At 66.2% G+C, this 17,456-nt stretch carries 14 protein-coding genes; 8 read left to right on the top strand and 6 right to left on the bottom strand.

The window, feature by feature from the left end:
* Positions 1-112: 112 nt before the first annotated feature.
* The gene (locus QX073_RS02245; protein WP_315714679.1) at positions 113-739 is read right to left on the bottom strand and encodes a transglutaminase-like cysteine peptidase; all 627 of its coding nucleotides are present in this window, start codon (positions 737-739) and stop codon (positions 113-115) included.
* A gap of 332 nt (positions 740-1,071) precedes the next feature.
* The gene (locus QX073_RS02250) at positions 1,072-1,686 is read right to left on the bottom strand and encodes a PilZ domain-containing protein (protein WP_315801062.1); all 615 of its coding nucleotides are present in this window, start codon (positions 1,684-1,686) and stop codon (positions 1,072-1,074) included.
* A gap of 183 nt (positions 1,687-1,869) precedes the next feature.
* Here QX073_RS02250 and QX073_RS02255 point away from each other — a divergent pair, with 183 nt between their 5' ends.
* Positions 1,870-2,856, top strand: coding sequence for an MBL fold metallo-hydrolase (locus QX073_RS02255; RefSeq protein ID WP_316203810.1), 987 nt, complete (start codon positions 1,870-1,872; stop codon positions 2,854-2,856).
* Positions 2,857-3,061: 205 nt separating this feature from the next.
* On the opposite strand, the gene QX073_RS02260 is transcribed toward QX073_RS02255, so the two are convergent.
* Positions 3,062-3,619 carry a PAS domain-containing protein gene (locus tag QX073_RS02260; RefSeq protein ID WP_315826219.1) on the bottom strand — a complete coding sequence of 186 codons (558 nt, stop codon included), beginning with the start codon at positions 3,617-3,619 and terminating at the stop codon, positions 3,062-3,064.
* 522 nt (positions 3,620-4,141) lie between these two features.
* On the opposite strand from QX073_RS02260, the gene QX073_RS02265 reads away from it, so the two are divergent.
* Together QX073_RS02265 and QX073_RS02270 are read left to right on the top strand one after the other, a co-directional pair.
* Positions 4,142-4,939 carry a rhomboid family intramembrane serine protease gene (locus QX073_RS02265; RefSeq protein ID WP_316175629.1) on the top strand — a complete coding sequence of 266 codons (798 nt, stop codon included), beginning with the start codon at positions 4,142-4,144 and terminating at the stop codon, positions 4,937-4,939.
* Positions 4,940-5,214: 275 nt separating this feature from the next.
* A complete protein-coding gene (locus QX073_RS02270; protein WP_315714675.1) occupies positions 5,215-5,643 on the top strand; it encodes a CBS domain-containing protein in 429 nt (142 codons plus the stop codon).
* Here the strand turns inward: QX073_RS02270 and QX073_RS02275 are convergent.
* The gene (locus QX073_RS02275; protein ID WP_315714674.1) at positions 5,630-6,649 is read right to left on the bottom strand and encodes a patatin-like phospholipase family protein; all 1,020 of its coding nucleotides are present in this window, start codon (positions 6,647-6,649) and stop codon (positions 5,630-5,632) included. The genes QX073_RS02270 and QX073_RS02275 overlap by 14 nt on opposite strands.
* Before the next feature lie 240 nt (positions 6,650-6,889).
* Here QX073_RS02275 and QX073_RS02280 point away from each other — a divergent pair, with 240 nt between their 5' ends.
* The 3 genes from QX073_RS02280 (at position 6,890) to QX073_RS02290 (ending at position 11,610) form a co-directional block, all read left to right on the top strand.
* Entirely contained in the window at positions 6,890-7,966 is a 1,077-nt protein-coding gene (locus QX073_RS02280) for a hypothetical protein (RefSeq protein WP_315714673.1), read from the top strand.
* A gap of 81 nt (positions 7,967-8,047) precedes the next feature.
* Complete coding sequence (locus QX073_RS02285) at positions 8,048-8,218, top strand: RNA polymerase sigma factor region1.1 domain-containing protein (RefSeq protein WP_315714672.1); 171 nt, start codon at positions 8,048-8,050, stop codon at positions 8,216-8,218.
* Between the two features lie 920 nt (positions 8,219-9,138).
* Positions 9,139-11,610 (top strand): putative bifunctional diguanylate cyclase/phosphodiesterase, encoded by a 2,472-nt coding sequence (locus tag QX073_RS02290; RefSeq protein ID WP_316225261.1) that lies wholly within the window; start codon positions 9,139-9,141, stop codon positions 11,608-11,610.
* 234 nt (positions 11,611-11,844) lie between these two features.
* Here QX073_RS02290 and QX073_RS02295 read toward each other — a convergent pair whose 3' ends face one another.
* On the bottom strand, positions 11,845-12,408 hold the full coding sequence (locus tag QX073_RS02295; protein WP_316225262.1) for a nitroreductase: 564 nt from the start codon (positions 12,406-12,408) through the stop codon (positions 11,845-11,847).
* 286 nt (positions 12,409-12,694) lie between these two features.
* On the opposite strand from QX073_RS02295, the gene QX073_RS02300 reads away from it, so the two are divergent.
* Complete coding sequence (locus tag QX073_RS02300; protein ID WP_410052353.1) at positions 12,695-13,597, top strand: hypothetical protein; 903 nt, start codon at positions 12,695-12,697, stop codon at positions 13,595-13,597.
* Positions 13,598-13,724: 127 nt separating this feature from the next.
* Here the strand turns inward: QX073_RS02300 and thrS are convergent, their stop codons facing one another.
* The gene (gene thrS / locus QX073_RS02305; protein ID WP_315826215.1) at positions 13,725-15,791 is read right to left on the bottom strand and encodes a threonine--tRNA ligase; all 2,067 of its coding nucleotides are present in this window, start codon (positions 15,789-15,791) and stop codon (positions 13,725-13,727) included.
* Between the two features lie 315 nt (positions 15,792-16,106).
* Here thrS and QX073_RS02310 point away from each other — a divergent pair, with 315 nt between their 5' ends.
* Entirely contained in the window at positions 16,107-17,405 is a 1,299-nt protein-coding gene (locus tag QX073_RS02310; RefSeq protein ID WP_315826472.1) for a hypothetical protein, read from the top strand.
* Positions 17,406-17,456: the final 51 nt, after the last annotated feature.

Here is a 17,456-nt window from a genome sequence, read left to right on the forward strand (position 1 = left end):
GGGGAGGCCTGGCCGCGCGCGAACCGGTCTGGGACGGGGAGGGGTGGGGATGTGACCGGGTCGCGTAACTCGAATTCGTGTCTCGCCTCTCTGATCAGCGCTTGCGGACGCCTTAGCGTTCTCTGGCGCTGGCGGTGGCCACTGCCGGGCGGCCGTCGCCGAGCGAGACCCAGACGTTGGGGTCGCTCTGCGACTGCCGCTTGACGAAGCGGTAGCCGGTCTCGGTCCAGGCGACGACGCTCTCGTTCTGATTGTCGAGCACGTACTCGCCCTTGTCGGTCTTCACGGTGAGGACGGCGTGTCCTTCACCCTTCTTGTCGCGCACCACCGTGATCAGCAGCGCCTCGCGGGGCCAGCCGGCATCGATCAGCAGCTTGCGCTTCAGCAGCACGTAATCCTCGCAGTCGCCGTAGCCGTCCGTCGGCAGCGACCATTTCTCGACCACGCCCCAATGGTCCATGTCGGTGATGGGCTTGACGTTCTCGTTGACCCAGCGATTGACCTTTAGCAGATCGCGCCAGGCGGTCTGGGACAGCACGATGTCGCGGGGCTGCGACGCGCCGCCGCGGCATTCTTCGGGCGCCTCGGTGCAGAACTCGACCCAGCCGATCGGCGCCCGTGCGGTGTCGCCCAGGCTCGCATAGAGCACCCGGTCATCACCGGCATGCGCCATCCCGCCCATCGCCATCAGGAAGGCTGCGACCGCCCACCCCGTTGCCTGTCCCGTCCGCTTGACCATTTTGGCCCCCGTTTTCGTTGGGACCATGTGTCTCACAAAGATTTTTCGCTGCCGCTAAATCGCCACGATGGATTTGACGCAAATCCAAGTAAAACAAAGGGCTTATTCGACTTTCACTTGAATCGAATCTAGCTAAAATTTGAATCATTCGCGGTTGAATCGAATGCGCTGCATTAAGCCGGGAACCGCTGCCGTTGCAGGGTCCCCTGCGCTTTTCCCGTCAACTATTAACTGCGCCGGATCACCTGTGCGCTGGCCGAACGCCACACGGCGCCCGTGGTGGCGGACGCCGTGTGCTCCGTGAAGTTGCGGGATTTCAGAGGCTTGCGGCTTTACCGCGCGGTAACGCTGTCTTCGAGCGTTTCGGCGAGCTGGGCGTGCATGAACTCGATCGCGAAGCCGCCTTCGAGATTTCGCACCACGCGCGCCTGGACGCGGCCGAGCATGACCTGCGATTTCAGCGGCGGCCTGGTCTCGGCCGCAATCGCCGCGCCCGACAGCGACATGTCGATGATGCGGCAGGTCATCTTGGTGCCGTCCTCGAGCGTCAGCACCGCGATCGGGTTGCGCGGAATGATACGGTCGTGGCGGCGATCCTCCGGCAGATTGAGGATGTCGCGGTTGGCGAGCCAGGTCAGCTGCGCGGCGAGCTTGTCGCGCTTGCGCGCGGTGGCGCCGATCGTCATCGCGAAGCCGTTGTCGATGATGCGGGTGATCTTGCCCTCGACGCGGCCGATATGGTCGAGATAGGCGATCACGCGGTCGCCGACATTGCCGATGCCGGGCGCGAGCAGCGCCAGCCCGCCCGGCGACATGTTGATCACCTGGCAGGGAAACTCGCGCCGGTCGGGCAGCATGTAGCGGCCGAGCAGGTGGACCTTGACCCGCTGGAAACGGCGGCGCTCCTCGGCGGCCGGAAGAGAGAGTTTTTTGTTCGGCAACGCCATGTTTCGCCACTCAAAGCCGGCTCTTAGCGTGCCGGATGATCCAGTGTTGAAACTAAGTCCTTCACGGTTAATTCAGCGTTACGTTGTGCTCCTGCAGCACTCTGCCGCGGGCCATGACGAGCTGATAGAATGGGCAGGCGCGACATCGCGCCAATGACGCCAACGGAGATGGGAGAGACGTTCATGCGGAGCTTGTTGGGAGCCGTCGTGGCGGTCGTGGTCTGCGTGGTGGCTGGATCGCCGCCGGCCGCGGCAGCCGAGATGAAGGTGACCCTGCTCGGGACAGGCACGCCGACGCCGCGGCTGTCGAGCTTCAGCGCCTCGACCCTGATCGAGGCCGGGCCTGAGCGGCTGCTGTTCGACCTCGGACGCGGCTCCACGATCCGCCTGTTCCAGAAGAGCATCCCGCTCGGCAGCATCACCGCGCATTTCCTCACCCATCTGCATTCCGATCACGTGGTGGGACTGCCGGACATGTGGCTGAGCGGCTGGATCGGCACGCCCTGGGCCTCGCGCAAGGGGCCGATGGTCGTGTTCGGACCGAAGGGGACAGTGGCGATGACGGAGAATCTCACCAAGGCCTTCTCCGAGGACATCCGCATCCGCATCGATGACGAGCACTATCCGCCGGAAGGCGTCGCCTTCGCCGCGGCCGACATTGGGCCCGGCGTCGTCTACGAGCGCAACGGCGTCAGGGTGAGCGCCATCGAGGTCAATCACGGCGAGAAGATCAAGCCGGCGCTCGGCTATGTCGTCGAATTCGACGGCAAGAAGGTCGTGCTGTCCGGCGACACCAAGCCCGATCCGCGGGTGGAGAAGGCGGCGGAGGGCGCCGATCTTCTGATCCACGAGGTGGCGGTGATCGATCCCGAACTGATCAAGACCTATCCGAACTATCGTGCGATCGAGGACCATCACACCTCGCCGGAGGAGGCCGGCAGGATCTTCACCGAGGCGAAGCCGAAGCTGGCGGTCTACTCGCACATCGTGTTCGCCACCGTGAAGCCGGTCCAGGACGTGCCCGAAGAGGCGCTGATCGCGCGCACGCGGACGAGCTATCAGGGCCCGCTCGTGGTCGGGCGCGATCTCACGTCGTTCGTCATCTCGGATCAGGTCGCCGCGTTTGCGCCCGACGGCAGTCCGATCACGCCGCTGACCGGCTCACATTGAGGAGGCGGGACGGCAGCCCAGATCCCGTAGCCCGCATGAGCGCAGCGACATGCGGGGACGTCTGTCCGCCGGCGATTCACCGTCGGCGTGCGACAGCTTCGACGCGGGCACGCGATGTAAGGATGGTCTGTCCCGGATGTCGCTTTCGCCTGCGCCCTTCGGGCTCCGGCTGGCGCTCATCCGGGCCACGAGATCGGCGCTGCACTCAGCGCAGTCCCTCATACACCATCAGGCCGCGGGCGAGCGCAAGCTTGCGCAACGCGCGCGGCACGATCGGTCCGGCGGGCGGATGGATGTAGCGCCATGACACCATCTCCAGCGGACCGAGCGCGCCTTGCGGCGTCTCGAACGGGGCGAGCAGGCCGGTCAGGCTGATCGGCTCATGCGCGCGGGCGGCGAACGGCAGCAGCAGGAGTTCGAAATGCGCGGTCGTGCGATCCGGCGCCTGCGCCGTCACGCCGGCGATCGCCGGCAGCGTCTCTTCGCAGACCACCGCGGTGATCTCCTCGATCTCGCGGCGGCTGGCGGGCGCGAACTGCGCCGGAAAGCTCCTGTCCTTGACGTCGCCGCCGAGCAGGGCGCACAGCCGCGTGCCGGCCATGCGGAACGGAAAGCCGCTGTCGGCATCGCAGGACAAGACGAAGATGTCGCCGAGCAGCTCGCGCACGGCCGACGGCTCGAAGTCGCAGCGCTCCGGCGCCTTGGCATGGCCGCGCCTGTCGTTCCAATAGGCGAAGAGCTCGCGATTGGACGGATGTTTCATCTCGGTGATCCCTCGCGCCCTCGACGTCACGGAGGACATTGCTGTCCCGCTTTCGTCCAGGCGCCTCCCTGGTTTGTTTTCGCAGGAGGGGTGGTGCAGCGTCCATGCCGATGGTGCGATCGTGCCGGCTTTCCCCCGGCCTTCCGCGCGTTAAGGTTAAATTAACGATGAGCTTGGCTGCCGCCGAGCGATCGTTAACAATGCGTTCATCAGATCGCGGCCGGAAGGTGGAAGGTCCGCCGCGATACGGTGAGTTGCACGCAGGCGGCGTCAAACAAGTCTGGTCGTCGCGACGGGGCGGGGTGGGGAAATCGACCCCGGGCGCTCCGGACGCGGCAAAGGCCGGCAAGTCTCGGAGGGAGGGTTTTCTCAGAACCCTCCCTCTTTCTTTTGGCGGATCGGCTGTCCTTTCGCCTCCGCGGCCCGGGGCTGCACATCAACTCTGCCGCCATGCGCTTGCACAGGCCGGCCAAAGCCGCCTATCTGACGGATCTGTTCCTCTCGTCGAAGGCGTGCGTTCCGTTGGATTCCCCCTCGTCAGACCTCACGCAGGATCCGCCGCTCCAGCAGGCGCGGGAGCCGATCCTCAATCTGCCGGGCGCACTGACCGCCTACATCCTGCTGATCGCGGTGATCCATCTGCGTGTGCTGCTGCCGGACGAGTGGAACGGCTGGATCATCGACCTGTTCGCCTTCGTCCCGAAACGATACGACCAGACCCTGATGGACGGGGCGTTTCCCGGCGGCACGCCGGCCAAGATCTGGACCTTTTTCAGCTACTCGCTGCTGCACGCCAATCTGGCGCATATCGGCTTCAACGTGCTGTGGCTGCTGCCGTTCGGCAGCGCGCTCGCGCGCCGCTTCGGGGCGGTCAGGTTCTATCTGTTCATGGCGGTGACGGCGGCGGCCGGTGCGCTGGCGCATCTGCTCACCCACGAGCACGCGCTGGCGCCGATGATCGGCGCCTCGGCCTCGGTGTCCGGCACCATGGCGGCGGCGATGCGCTTTGCCTTCGTGAGCGGCAGCTTCCTGTCGTTCACCCGCGGCGATGCCGAGGCGGCGGCCAGGGTTCCGGCGCTGTCGCTGACGCGTGCGCTGCGCAATCCGCGGGTGCTCGGTTTTCTGGCAGTGTGGTTCGGCGTCAACATCGTGTTCGGCATCGGCGGCATCACGCCCGGCGCCGAGGGCGCCGACGTGGCCTGGCAGGCTCATATCGGCGGCTTCATCGCCGGACTGATCCTGTTTGCGCTGTTCGATCCCACCCCGCCTGTGCGCGACGATGCTGCGCCTGCGTTGCCGTCCGACGTGGTCGACCGTTAGGTGCCGCGATCCTGCGCTTGCGAGCGCAGGTGATTTCATTCATCATTTGCGTCCACTGCAACCGGGGCACGATTCCGGATGAACGAAAGCAGGCGATTTGTGCCGCGCAGGCCAGCTTGCGGAGTGCAATGCAACCAAAGCGCGATCAGAAGGGTTGGATCCGTTGCATTGCCAGACTGTTGATTGAAGACTCGCTTGACTGACGATCGCTGAAAGCATCGGCCGCAACGACGCCTCGCTCAAGAAGGCACACCGGCCCCTCAAGGAGACGAGCAATGACAGTACGTGCGATCCTCGACACCAAGGGCCATCAGGTCGAGAGCGTCGAGTCCCAGACCACACTCGCCGAAGCCGCCAAGCGGCTCGCCGACCGCAAGATCGGCGCGGTGCTGGTGATGTCGGGCTCCCGGATGGAGGGCATCCTCTCGGAGCGCGACATCGTCCGCGCGCTCGGCGAGCGTGGCGCCGCTGCGCTGACCGAGCCGGTGTCGAACGTGATGACGCGGCGGGTGGTGAGCTGCAAGCCTGCGGATACCGTCGCCTCGATCATGGAAATGATGACCAACGGCAAGTTTCGCCATCTGCCGGTGATCGAGGGCGGCGTCGTGGCCGGCCTGATCTCGATCGGCGACGTCGTGAAGTGGCGCGTCCAGGAATACGAGGCCGAGCAGGAAGCACTGCGCCAGTACATCAAGACGGCGTAGTCGCTCCGCCGCCGGTCGGCGTCACCGCGCCGATCGCTTCCTGGATGGAATCCAGCGCACGTTCGGCCGCCCTCGTGCCGAACGCGATGAGGTCGGCCGCGCGATGAAAGTCGAACCAGCCGATCTGGCCGACGCGCGGCGAGATCAGAAGGTCCGGCGGATCGCCGGCGAGGCGTGCGCGGGTGATGCGGTCCTGCATGATGTTGAAGGCGTCGACCATCACCGACGAGATGCCCGGCCGGCCACCCTCGCCGAAGAACTGCCGCTTCACCGCGCGCTCCGGCGAGAACAGCCTGCGGAAGCGCCGCTTCGGCGGCGCGCTCTCCATCACTGTCTCCGGCACCTCGACCGGCTGGCCATGCGAGTAGATCGTCGTCGAATGCGTGAACACGTCGCTCGACAGGTTGGCGGCGATCACGATCTCGGCGCCGAGCGCGCGTGCCGCCGACACCGGCACCGGATTGACCATGGCGCCGTCGACCAGCCAGCGGTCGCCGATCAGGACCGGCGCGAAGATGCCGGGCAGGGCGTAGGAGGCGCGCATCGCGTCGACGAGGCTGCCATGCGTCAGCCAGATCTCGTGCCCGGTGCGGATCTCGGTCGCCACCGTCGCCACCTTCATCGGCAGCTCCTCGATGGTGACGCGGCCGAGCGAGGCTTCGAGTTGGGCGGCGAGCTTCTCGCCGCCGATCAGGCCGGAGCCGTTGAGGCGGATGTCGAGATAGCCGAGGATGTTGCGCATCTGCAGGCTGCGCGCCCATTCCTCCAGCGTATCGAGCTGGCCGGCCGCATAGGCGCCGCCGACCACGGCGCCGATCGAGGTGCCGACCACGACATCGGGCACGATGCCGTGCGCCATCAGGGTCCGGATCACGCCGATATGGGCAAAACCGCGCGCCGCGCCGCCGCCAAGCGCAAGGCCGATGACCGGCTTGCGGATCGTGCCGAGACCGACATCGGAACCTTCGGTTCCGTTCGCACGGCGTCCTTTCAGAATGTCCAGCACCGAGATCTCCACGCCTACGCAAACTGTGTGCAACGAGTCGGCAACGGACTCATGACGCATGACAGCCTAGCACCAGCCTACCAGAAGCATCCTTTATGCCGGGTCGACGGGAGCGCCGGATGCCGCTGATTTGAACTCTCCGCCGGAGAATGCGACCAAGTCGCGCGCTGCTTACGGGGTTCCTCCGGGACAGTTGAGTAGAGGCTTGAATTTGCCGCGTTTTTGTTCAAAAGCAAGACGATGACGACAGGTCGCGGGTTCACCAGATTCCGGCGCAGCGGGCGGCTATGGCTTGTGCTCGCCTTGTCGTGGCCGCTGACCGGGCTCGTGACGCCGCCGGCCGCGGCGCAACTGTTCAGCGACCGGCCACCGCCGATTCCGCCGGCTTCGGTGCCCGATCCCGGGGCGGCGGTGAGCCTGGCGCCACCCTCCGGCCCCGCCGCCGGTCCCATTCCGCCGCCGGCCCCGCAGGTGCTGCCGGGACCGCCGGTCGCCGCGATCCCACCCGGCGCGCCGGCTGCGATCCCGCCGGTTGCTGCTCCACCCGCCGCGGCTCCCAATCAGGGCGTGCTGTCGCTGTCGGCGCGGTTCGGAAAGGACCTGCCGAACATCAATGGCGGTCTGGTCTGGCGCGTGTTCGCCGACCGGCCGGACGAATCCGGCGCCTTCAAGATGCTGCGCGAGGATCGCGGCCCGACGCCGAACATCGTGCTGCCGCCCGGCACCTATGTCGTGCATGTGGCGCTCGGCCTCGTCAGCGCGGTCCGGTCGGTGAACCTGAAGACGGAGACCGATCGCGAATCCTTCGTGCTGCCGGCCGGGGGCTTGCGCCTCGAGGGCAGGGTCGGCACCAGCAAGATCCCGCAGAACCAGATCTCGTTCGCCATCTACAAGGGTAGCCAGTTCGATGGCCGCGAGCGGGCGCCGCTGGTGCCGAACGTCGCCGCCGGCGACATGCTGATGCTGCCGGAGGGCACCTATTACATCGTCTCCAACTATGGCGACGCCAACTCGGTGGTGCGCTCCGACATCCGCGTCCAGGCTGGCAAGCTCACCGACGTCACGGTGACGCACCGCGCCGCGGTCATCACCTTGAAGCTCGTCTCCGACAAGGGCGGCGAGGCGCTCGCCAACACCGCCTGGTCGGTCATCAACCCCGGCGGCGACGTGATCAAGGAATCGATCGGCGCCTTCCCCAAGGTCGTGCTGTCCGAAGGCGACTACCGTGCGATCGCCAAGAACGAAGGCAAGGTGTTCGAACGCTCCTTCAGCGTCGTCAACGGCGTTGACGGCGAGGTCGAGGTGCTCGCGCGGTAAGCGGCTCGCACGCGAAATGGCCCCGCAGAAGGACACCGACTCTCCCCGCTATCTATGAGAGCCAGCCTCCGGGAGAGCCGCATGCAGATATCCCACATCATCCGCCAGGCCATCGAGATCGGCGAGCGCAAGGGCTGGATCACGTTCGACGAGCTGAACGCACTTTGCCCGGCTAACACAATCGACCCCGAGGACATCGAGCGGATCATGCGGGCGCTCAGCGACGCAGGCATCCGTCTGGAGGAGGACTGATGCAAGAACAGCGTTTTTGGCAGGAGCGCGCCTGACCACGGGTGTCGTCCCGGCGAACGCGGGACCCATACCGCGGATGCTATCGGGGGACCTAGCTGTCAGTGGCCCGCATCACCGCGGCCGGTGGCTATGGGTCCAGGCTCAAGGCCGGGACGACAGCGGCGATTGTCGAAGCAGTGGTGCGCGACACGACTCGCCAAGTCGTGCACATCTGCCCGTCGGGTTAATTTGTCGCACTTATTAGTTCTTGCGCCGTCGGGCAAATCAGGCGGATCTTTCCGCGCATCCCGCCTCGAGATGAGGGGCGTATCGCGGTCGTCACGAGACGCGAGGCGGGGAGCGGTGGGCGTGGTGGATTGCAGCGCGGGTTGCTCGCGCCGACGAACAATTCGCCACGCACGGTCAAGTCGCGCGGTCCTGATATCCCGATGCTGATATCAACTCACGTTGAGGCTTCGCTTCGCGTGGGGATGGTGGCCAGAAAGCCCGGCGCACCAGGGAGAACGCGAAGCAGCCGTTCAGCCATCGCGCAGGGAGGGCCGGGTTTCCGGCTGACCTGTGGTACCTGCCGCCTGCATTTTTTTCGCAGGCGGGCCACGGGCCTCAGTCGAGGTCCGGCTCTCCCTGCGCCCTCTGTTCGAAGGGGGCGGTTCGATTAGCAAAACTCGGGCAGATGTTGTCGCGAGATCGCAGGTTCACGTCCGCATCTATGCCGTATCGGTATCGACCTCGCCGTTGCGACATCGGCGACGAACGTGAAGCGATGCTGTCATAGTCGCTAATGCGCGATAACCATGGAACCACTTAAAACTGTCACAATCGCTGCGCGCAAGGCGCGAAGCCAATGCATTTACAGCTCGTTAAAGCCGTGTCTGCTTCAGATACCGTCGGGACCGACAGGTGGCGATTGAGTGGGAATGATGCGTGCCGCGACGACCAAGGCGTTGACGACGATCAGCAGCGATCTGTTTGACGACATTCCGGTGCTCAGGCGCAAATGGCAGGCGGCATTGAAGCCGGGCCAGCGCCTGCCGCGCTACGAGGACGTCATGCTGGGCAGCCTCGGCCGTCTCGCCGATCATATCGCGGTGCTCAACAACGAGGACGGTGGCCTGCAGATTTCGCGCAGCGGCCGCTACGTCCAGCAATGGCTGCAGGACGAGCGGTGGGACGTCGCGGTCGAAGCCGTGTCGCCGGATTGCGCCACCGTGCTGGTGGAGGCGGCCAATTGCGCGCTCGTTAGCGGCCAGCCCTATCTCGCTCATGCGCATTGCGTCCGCGACGGCATGGTCCGCAGTTATGACGTGCTGGCGCTGCCGACCAACTCGCGGTGGGGCAGTACGCTGGTCGGGACCTACGTCAACGAGCGCGACGCGCAATATAATCTGCTCGATGCGATCTTCTCGACGACGGATGACGGCGTGGTCTCGCTCGCGACCATCCGCGACAGCGTCGGCATGCCCTGCGATTTCCAGGTGGTTCATCACAATCGCGCGGCGGCCGACCTGCTCAGGCTGCCGTCGGCGACGCTGCAATGGCATCGGCTGAAGCAGGGCGGCAACATGCTGTGCACGCCCGAGGTGATGGCGCGGCTGTTCGACGTCGTCACGCACGGGCGGAGCGACCAGTTCGAGCTCGACAGCGAGGCGCGCAGTCTCAGGCTCGGCGCCCACGCCTTTGGCGACATCATCTCATTGACCATTGCCGACGTGACCGCGCTGAAGCGGCGCGAGGCCTCGTTCCGGCTGCTGTTCGACGCCAACCCGGTGCCGATGTGCATCCTCGATGCGAAGACCGCGCAGATCCTCAATGTCAACGATGCGATGGTCGGGCACTATGGCTACGGCCGGGCGGATCTGCTGTGCATGAATGTCTGGGATCTCTGGCCGCCGGGCGAATGGGAAAGCCTCGATGACGCGCTGCTGCGGCTGGCCGACGGTGATCTGTTTCACCGCGACTGGCGCCATCGCAAGGCCGATGGCAGCGAGATCGAGGTGCTGACCTACGGCCGCGAGATCACCTTCGATGGCCGCGACGGCGTGCTGGTCGCGATCGTCGACATCACCGAGCGTCGTCGCGCCGAGGCGCGCATCGCCTACATGGCGCACCACGACGGGCTGACCGGCCTGCCGAACCGCGAATTCTTCCAGCAGCGCCTCGCGCAGGAGCTCGACGGCGCCGGGGCGGCCGACCGCCGCATCGCGGTGATGTGCATCGACCTCGATCTGTTCAAGACCGTCAACGACTCCTTCGGTCATCCGATGGGCGATCGGCTGCTGCAGGCGGTCGCCGGCCGCCTGACGCAGCAGATGCATGGCGGCAAGCTGGCGGCGCGGCTCGGCGGCGACGAGTTCGCGGTGATCATCAGCCAGAGCAGCGCCAGCGACGCAAGCGAGTGCGCAGCCCGCCTGATCGCGGTGCTCGGCGCGCCCTATGACATCGACGGCAACGAGCTCGTGATCGGCGCCTCCATCGGCATCGCGCTGTCGCCGGGCGACGGCGCGAGCTGCGAGGAGCTGATGAAGAACGCCGACATGGCGCTGTATCGCGCCAAGCAGGACGGCGGCCGCGTGCATCGCTTTTTCGAAAAGGAGATGGACCGCCAGGCGCAGAAGCGGCGCGACATGGAGCACGATCTGCGCCGCGCCTTCGCCCAGGGCGAGTTCGAGCTGCACTACCAGCCGCTGGTCGACGTCGCGACCGGCGCGATCTCCGCATTCGAATGCCTGCTGCGCTGGCGTCATCCCGACAAGGGCATGATCTCGCCCGCCGATTTCATTCCCGTGGCCGAGGACATCGGCCTGATCGTGCCGCTCGGCGAGTGGGTGCTGCGCGAGGCCTGTCACGAGGCGGCGCGATGGCCCGACGGCATCAAGGTCGCGGTGAATCTCTCTGCGGTGCAGTTCCGCAGCCGCAACCTCGTGCAGGTCGTGGTCCAGGCGCTGGCGCAGTCGGCGCTGGCGCCGGAGCGGCTCGAGCTGGAGATCACCGAGTCTATCCTGCTGGCCGAGACCGAGGCCAATCTGGCGACACTGCATCAGCTTCGCCAGCTCGGCATCCGCATCTCGATGGACGATTTCGGCACCGGCTATTCCAGCCTGAGCTATCTGCGCAGCTTCCCGTTCGACAAGATCAAGATCGACCGCTCCTTCGTGAAGGACCTCGCGCAGCGCTCCGACTGCCTCGCCATCGTCCGCGCCATCTCCGGCCTCGGCAAGAGCCTCAACATCATCACCACCGCCGAGGGTGTCGAGACATCGGATCAGCTCGAGTGGCTGCGCGCCGAGGGCTGCAACCAGGTCCAGGGCTTTCTGTTCAGCGCGGCCAAGCCGGCCTCTGAGATCGCGGGCCTGCTGGCGCAGTTCGGCGCGAGATCATCGCAGGCGGCGTGAGGATTAGAGGCAAGCCTACGGAATGTTGCACGCGGCTTCGGAGTGCCAATTAGTTGGGGGCTGAGGCGTCCCCGCGCGTCATTGCGCGGCGCAGCAATCCAGACGGCCTCCGCGGAGGAATCCTGGATTGTTTGCGCTCGCAATGTTGGGCGGATGGAGCGTGGCGCGCCAATGAGCCGAGCGATCGCCGGGCGTCTGCTCCTGAAGGTCGCGCCGGTCCCGCGCGTGCCTTCGTCAGAACCGCGTCACGATGTCCGCGAGCGCCGGACGCGGCCGGTCCTCGCTCGGCTTGGTCGGCTTGCCGATGTGAATGAGCCCGGCGAGCTTCTCCTCCGGCTTCAGGCCGAGACCGTCCATCACGTCGCGGTCGAACATGAACCAGCCGGACAGCCAGCAGCCGCCATAGCCGAGTGCGGTGGCCGCGGTCAGGATGTTCATCGCGCTCGCGCCGGCGGAGAGCTCCTGCTCATAGGCCGGCACCTTGGGATGCGGCCGGGTGAAGCTGACGAGACCGATCACCAGCGGCGCCTCCATGAGGCGATTCTTCTCGACCTCCAGCTCGGCGGCGCTCGCCTGCGGGTTCTTCCTGGCGAACACGGTCGCGATGACCTCGCCGGCGCGGCGGCGGCCGTCGCCCTCGAACACGATGAAGCGCCATGGCGCGAGCTTGCCGTGGTCCGGCACGCGGGCGCCGATGGTCAGGATGGTGTCGAGCTCGGCGGGCGAGGGGCCGGGGCCGCTCATCTCGCGCGGCTTCACGGAGCGGCGGGTCTTCAGCAGTTCAATCGCGTCGGTCACGTCGGTGGGTCTCGTTCGTTGCACGCGCGACAGATAGCATGCGCCTCCGCCTGCAACGAGACCACGGAACGGCGTTTTGATCGGTTCTACTGCACCCGGTGCTGCAGCCTTTGCGGGTTTCGGCGAAGACTTCGCGCGGGACGACGCGGATCGGGGCATATCCGATGCGGCCATCTGTCCGAAGCACGATATTCCCAGCGAATTGTCGAACCTTGGGCGGGCCGGTAAAAACATAGTGCTAAGAGATCCGCCGGGAGTTGCCTCGAGTGCAAGATCTGACGTGCCGATGACCGCACTGATTCCGTCACCTGACGCCGTCGCGCGGCTGCGCGGGACGGCTGGTTTCGCACGGGCGATGCGGGCGTCGACGGCATCGGCGATCAGGCTGTATCGGGGCGATCGCATCCTCAATGCGCTGCTGAGCGACCGGGCGCGGGCGCTGTTTCCGCACGTCGCGCTGTATCTGCATTTTGCCGAGCAGCGCGACGGCGAGCTCGGTCTCACCGTCGGCGCCATGAAGGAGATGTGTGCCAGGCTCGACCTGTGCAGCGGCGGCCGCTGCGAGGCCATGCTGGCGCTGATGCGGGCGACCGGGCTGGTGGCGTCGGCCTCGAATCTGGACCGCCGGCGGCGGCCGCTGGTCCCGACCGACAAGCTGATCGCGCTGCATCGCGAGCGCTGGGGCGTACAGTTCGACGCCATGAGCGCGGTGCTGCCGGCCGCCGTGGCTTACCGGGCTGCGTTGAACGATCCGGCCTTCGTGAAGAGCTTCGTGCTCGAGCTCGGCCGCCGCTTCATCGCCGGCGTCCGGATCCTCGACGGAGCGCCGGAGCTCGAGCCGTTTGCCGAACGGACCGCGGGCATGGTGATCCTGTTCAGCCTGGCCCAAGGCGCCGGGCCGGACCAGCCATTCCCGCCCGACGGCCCCGTGCCGTTCTCAATCAACGGTCTGGCGACCCGCTTTTCGGTGTCGCGCAAGCACGTGCTGACGCTGCTGCGAGACGCAGAGGAGAAGCGCCTGCTCATCCGCAGCACCGACGCCATCACCATTCTGCCGCTGGGGCGCGAGGCGATCGAGCGGATGCTCGCGACGATGTTTCTCTACATGGCCGAATGCGCCGACGTGGCGCTGCAGGCCGCGGGTCGAGACAGAGGTTCGGCGGATGCTGTCGCCAGTCTGTTGGCGTAGCCGCGTAGCCCGGATGAGCGCACGCCGGAGCCCGTCAGGGCGACGGCGGGAGCGACATCCGGGATCTCACGCGCTGTCGCGGCGACACCGCATGTCGCAGCGCTCGTGCGGGCCACGCGCTACGACGTCACGCCGCCTCGCGCTGACGGCGCCGCACGTCCGGCGGCGTCGCCTCGTCGACCAGGGCGGCGATGGCCTCCGCGGTCGGCATCACGGTCTGGCCGTCGCGGCCGAGCCGGCGGACGGAGACCGAATGCGTCTCGGCCTCCTTCTTGCCGACGACGAGCAGGGCCGGGATCTTCTGCAGCGAGTGCTCGCGGACCTTGTAGTTGATCTTCTCGTTGCGCAGGTCGATCTCGCATCTGAGCCCGGCGCGGCGCAGCGCCGCCAGCACCTGCTTGGCGTATTCGTCGCCTTCCGAGGTGATGGTGGTGACGACGACCTGGGTCGGCGCCAGCCACAGCGGGAAGCTGCCGGCATAGTGCTCGATCAGGATGCCGATGAAGCGCTCCATCGAGCCGCAGATCGCGCGATGGACCATCACCGGCGCCTTCTTGGCGCCGTCGGCGTCGATGTAGAACGCACCGAACCGCTCCGGCAGGTTGAAGTCGACCTGCGTGGTGCCGCACTGCCAGTCGCGGCCGATGGCATCGCGCAGCACATATTCGAACTTCGGCCCGTAGAACGCGCCTTCGCCCGGATTGATCTCGGTGCGGATGTGGTTGCTCTGCGCCTTGATCTCGTTCAGCACGGTCGCCATCACGCGCTCGGCGTGATCCCACATCTCGTCGGTGCCGACGCGCTTCTCCGGCCGGGTCGAGAGCTTCACCGTCAATTCACCCTCGAAGCCGAAATCCGAGTAGGTCGACAGGATCAGGTCGTTGATCTTCAGGCACTCGTCGGCGAGCTGGTCCTCGGTGCAGAACACATGCGCGTCGTCCTGGGTGAAGCCGCGCACGCGCATCAGGCCGTGCATGGCGCCGGAGGCCTCGTAGCGGTGCACGACGCCGAATTCGGCGAGCCGCAGCGGCAGGTCGCGGTAGCTCTTCAGGCCATGCTTGAAGATCTGTACGTGACCCGGACAGTTCATCGGCTTCAGCGCGAACCAGCGCTTGTCCTCGGCCTCGTCGCCGGCGGACTGCGCCGCGAACATGTTCTCGCGATACCAGTTCCAGTGGCCCGAGGTCTCCCACAGCGACTTGTCGAGGATCTGCGGCGCATTCACCTCGTCATAGTCGCCGGCGAGGCGCCGGCGCATGTAGGCGATCAGCGCCTGGAAGATGCTCCAGCCTTTCGGATGCCAGAACACGACGCCCGGGCCTTCCTCCTGGAAGTGAAACAGGTCGAGCTCGCGGCCGAGCTTGCGGTGGTCGCGCTTTTCGGCCTCCTCGATCTGCTTGAGGTAGGCGTCGAGCTGCTCCTGCTTGGCGAACGCCGTGCCGTAGATGCGGGTCAGCATCGGATTGTTGGAGTCACCGCGCCAATACGCGCCCGCCACCTTCATCAGCTTGAAGGCGTTGCCGATCTTGCCCGTCGAGGTCATGTGCGGACCGCGGCAGAGATCGAACCAGTCGCCCTGGTAGTAGATCTTGATCGGCTCCTCGCCGGGAATGGCGTCGACCAGCTCGACCTTGAAGGCCTCGCCCTTGTCGCGGAACACCTGCTTGGTCTTCTCGCGGTCCCACACCTCCTTGGTGAAGGGTTTGTCGCGGCCGATGATCTCGCGCATCTTCTTCTCGATCGCGGCGAAGTCTTCGGGCGTGAACGGCTCGTTGCGGAAGAAGTCGTAGTAGAAGCCGTTCTCGATGACAGGGCCGATGGTGACCTGGGTGCCCGGCCACAGCGCCTGCACGGCCTCGGCCAGCACATGCGCGCAATCGTGCCGGATCAATTCCAGCGCGCGCGGATCGTCGCGGTCGACGAGCTCGAGCCTGGCGTCCTCATTGATCGGATCGTTGAGGTCGACGAGATCGCCGTTCAGCGCCATGGCGACGGTGCGCTTGGCGAGCGAGGGCGAGATGCCCTTGGCGATGTCGAAGCCGGTGGTGCCCCGGGGATATTCACGCCGGGCGCCGTCGGGGAAGCTGATGGTGATCTTCTCGACCGGAGCGGCGGGCTTCAGGTTGCTGAGGCTGTATTGGAAATTGGACTTTTGCTGGTCGGACTTGGAATCAGGCGATTTCGGATCGGACATGGGTCACTCCTTGAGCTCACTCCTGCGAACGAGCGCAGGTAAGCGGGAGCAAGGGGTATAGCAGGGGATTTTCAGGCTGCAACCGGGAGAGGGACGGGAAAACCGCCCAATTGCGGCTGGTGCGGCGATGCGGAGATTGCCGCCGCGGGCCGGTATGATACAACTTCAAGTGTTCGGGGCGTGGGGACGCGTTTGGCGATGGAGTCTGCAGGAGAGGCGCCGCTGTCTGTGTGTCGGCGCGGCGGCATTCATGTTGGGGCCGCGCTGATCGTGTTCGTGTTGTCGAGCCTGTCGTCGCTCGCGGCCGTTCCGGCGATGCCAAAGCCGGCGACCCAGCCAAAGCCCGCGGCACATGCGAGGCCGGGTGCCCCGGCCAGGCCTGCAACGGAGTCCAGGCCGGCCGCGCGCCGCGCCGCGTCGCCGCGGGTCGCCGACGGCTCGACGCCGATTGCGTTCGCTCTCGTCAAGGGCTCCTCGGACGCCTGTGGACATGGCTGTGACAGCTGGATCGCCGCCGAAGGCAAGATCGACGGCGGCGCCGCGGCGCGCTTTCGCAAGTTCATGAAGCAGATCGGGGAGCGCAGACTGCCGATCTACTTCAATTCTCCAGGCGGCAATCTGCAGCAGGCGCTCGCCATCGGCGACATGCTGCGCGAGCGCAAGGCCGCCGTGCGGGTGGGACGCACCACCTTGCGCGAGTGCGGCTTCGAGCCTCAGGAGGGCGAAGCTTGTACCAAGCTGAAGCTGTCCGGGCGCGAGCTGCATGGCGAGGTCTGGACGCGGGGGGCGATGTGCAATTCGGCCTGTCCCTACATGCTGCTCGGCGCGCCCACGCGTGAGATCGCAGCGGATGCGACGCTCGCGGTGCATTCGCCGCGCGTCATCCTGAACTTCACCGGCGGCGTGCCGACCCGCGAGATGCGGGCGCAGGCGATGCAGCAGGCGATGGCGCGGGCCGACAAGATGGTGCTCGACTACATCACCAAGCTCGGCGCGGATCCCGCTCTGCTCACGGTGGCGCGGTCCGTCCCGTTCGAGAGCATGCGCATCCTGACGCGGGAGGAGATCGCGCGGTTTGCGCTCGACAGGCGGCAGCGGGTGGAAAGCCCCTGGATGTTCGAGACCGCCAGCCGTGGGATTGCCTACAAGACCATTCTCGCACGCAAGGACGGTGAGAGCACGTTCCAGACCACGCGCTTGCAGATGGTCTGCTTCGATCAGGACCGCTTCGAGCTCGACGTCGAGCGCATCGCGCCGGCCGGCTCGCCGCCGGGTCCGCTGGCGATGGCGAGCGGAGATATGCGGCTCAATTTCCTCTCGCCGCCGCGGCGGTCGGGCGATCGCGAGACCTGGGGCGTGTTCCTGAATGCAAGCCAGGTGAAAACGCTGTCCTTGATGCCGTCGGCCGAGCTGAGCGATTCCCTGTTGAATGTCGCGCGTCGCAATGTCTCGACATTTCCGGTGAGCAGCGAAGGCCTGCAATCTGCTCTGAAGATGCTGACCGAGAGCTGCCCGCCGTCCAAGGCCATCGCCCGTCCGACGAGTACGCCGGTTCCGTGGACGCAGATTCCCTCGCCGCAGGCCTCGGCGGCGCAGTCCGCCCCCGCGCCCTGACGAGAAGGGCGGCCAGGACGAAGGAGGGAGGACGAGAGAAAGTCATGGGCG

This window comes from Bradyrhizobium sp. SZCCHNS3052 (assembly GCF_032484495.1).
Classification (GTDB): Bacteria; Pseudomonadota; Alphaproteobacteria; order Rhizobiales; family Xanthobacteraceae; genus Bradyrhizobium.

Bases quoted from the DNA above. Each gene is read 5' to 3' on its own strand.
- QX073_RS02245 (WP_315714679.1), bottom strand. From the start codon at position 739: ATGGTCAAGCGGACGGGACAGGCAACGGGGTGGGCGGTCGCAGCCTTC.
- QX073_RS02285 (WP_315714672.1), top strand. From the start codon at position 8,048: ATGCAGATATCCCACATCATCCGCCAGGCCATCGAGATCGGCGAGCGC.
- QX073_RS02270 (WP_315714675.1), top strand. From the start codon at position 5,215: ATGACAGTACGTGCGATCCTCGACACCAAGGGCCATCAGGTCGAGAGC.
- QX073_RS02290 (WP_316225261.1), top strand. From the start codon at position 9,139: ATGCGTGCCGCGACGACCAAGGCGTTGACGACGATCAGCAGCGATCTG.
- QX073_RS02250 (WP_315801062.1), bottom strand. From the start codon at position 1,686: ATGGCGTTGCCGAACAAAAAACTCTCTCTTCCGGCCGCCGAGGAGCGC.
- thrS (WP_315826215.1), bottom strand. From the start codon at position 15,791: ATGTCCGATCCGAAATCGCCTGATTCCAAGTCCGACCAGCAAAAGTCC.
- QX073_RS02310 (WP_315826472.1), top strand. From the start codon at position 16,107: ATGCCAAAGCCGGCGACCCAGCCAAAGCCCGCGGCACATGCGAGGCCG.
- QX073_RS02255 (WP_316203810.1), top strand. From the start codon at position 1,870: ATGCGGAGCTTGTTGGGAGCCGTCGTGGCGGTCGTGGTCTGCGTGGTG.
- QX073_RS02280 (WP_315714673.1), top strand. From the start codon at position 6,890: ATGACGACAGGTCGCGGGTTCACCAGATTCCGGCGCAGCGGGCGGCTA.
- QX073_RS02300 (WP_410052353.1), top strand. From the start codon at position 12,695: ATGACCGCACTGATTCCGTCACCTGACGCCGTCGCGCGGCTGCGCGGG.
- QX073_RS02260 (WP_315826219.1), bottom strand. From the start codon at position 3,619: ATGAAACATCCGTCCAATCGCGAGCTCTTCGCCTATTGGAACGACAGG.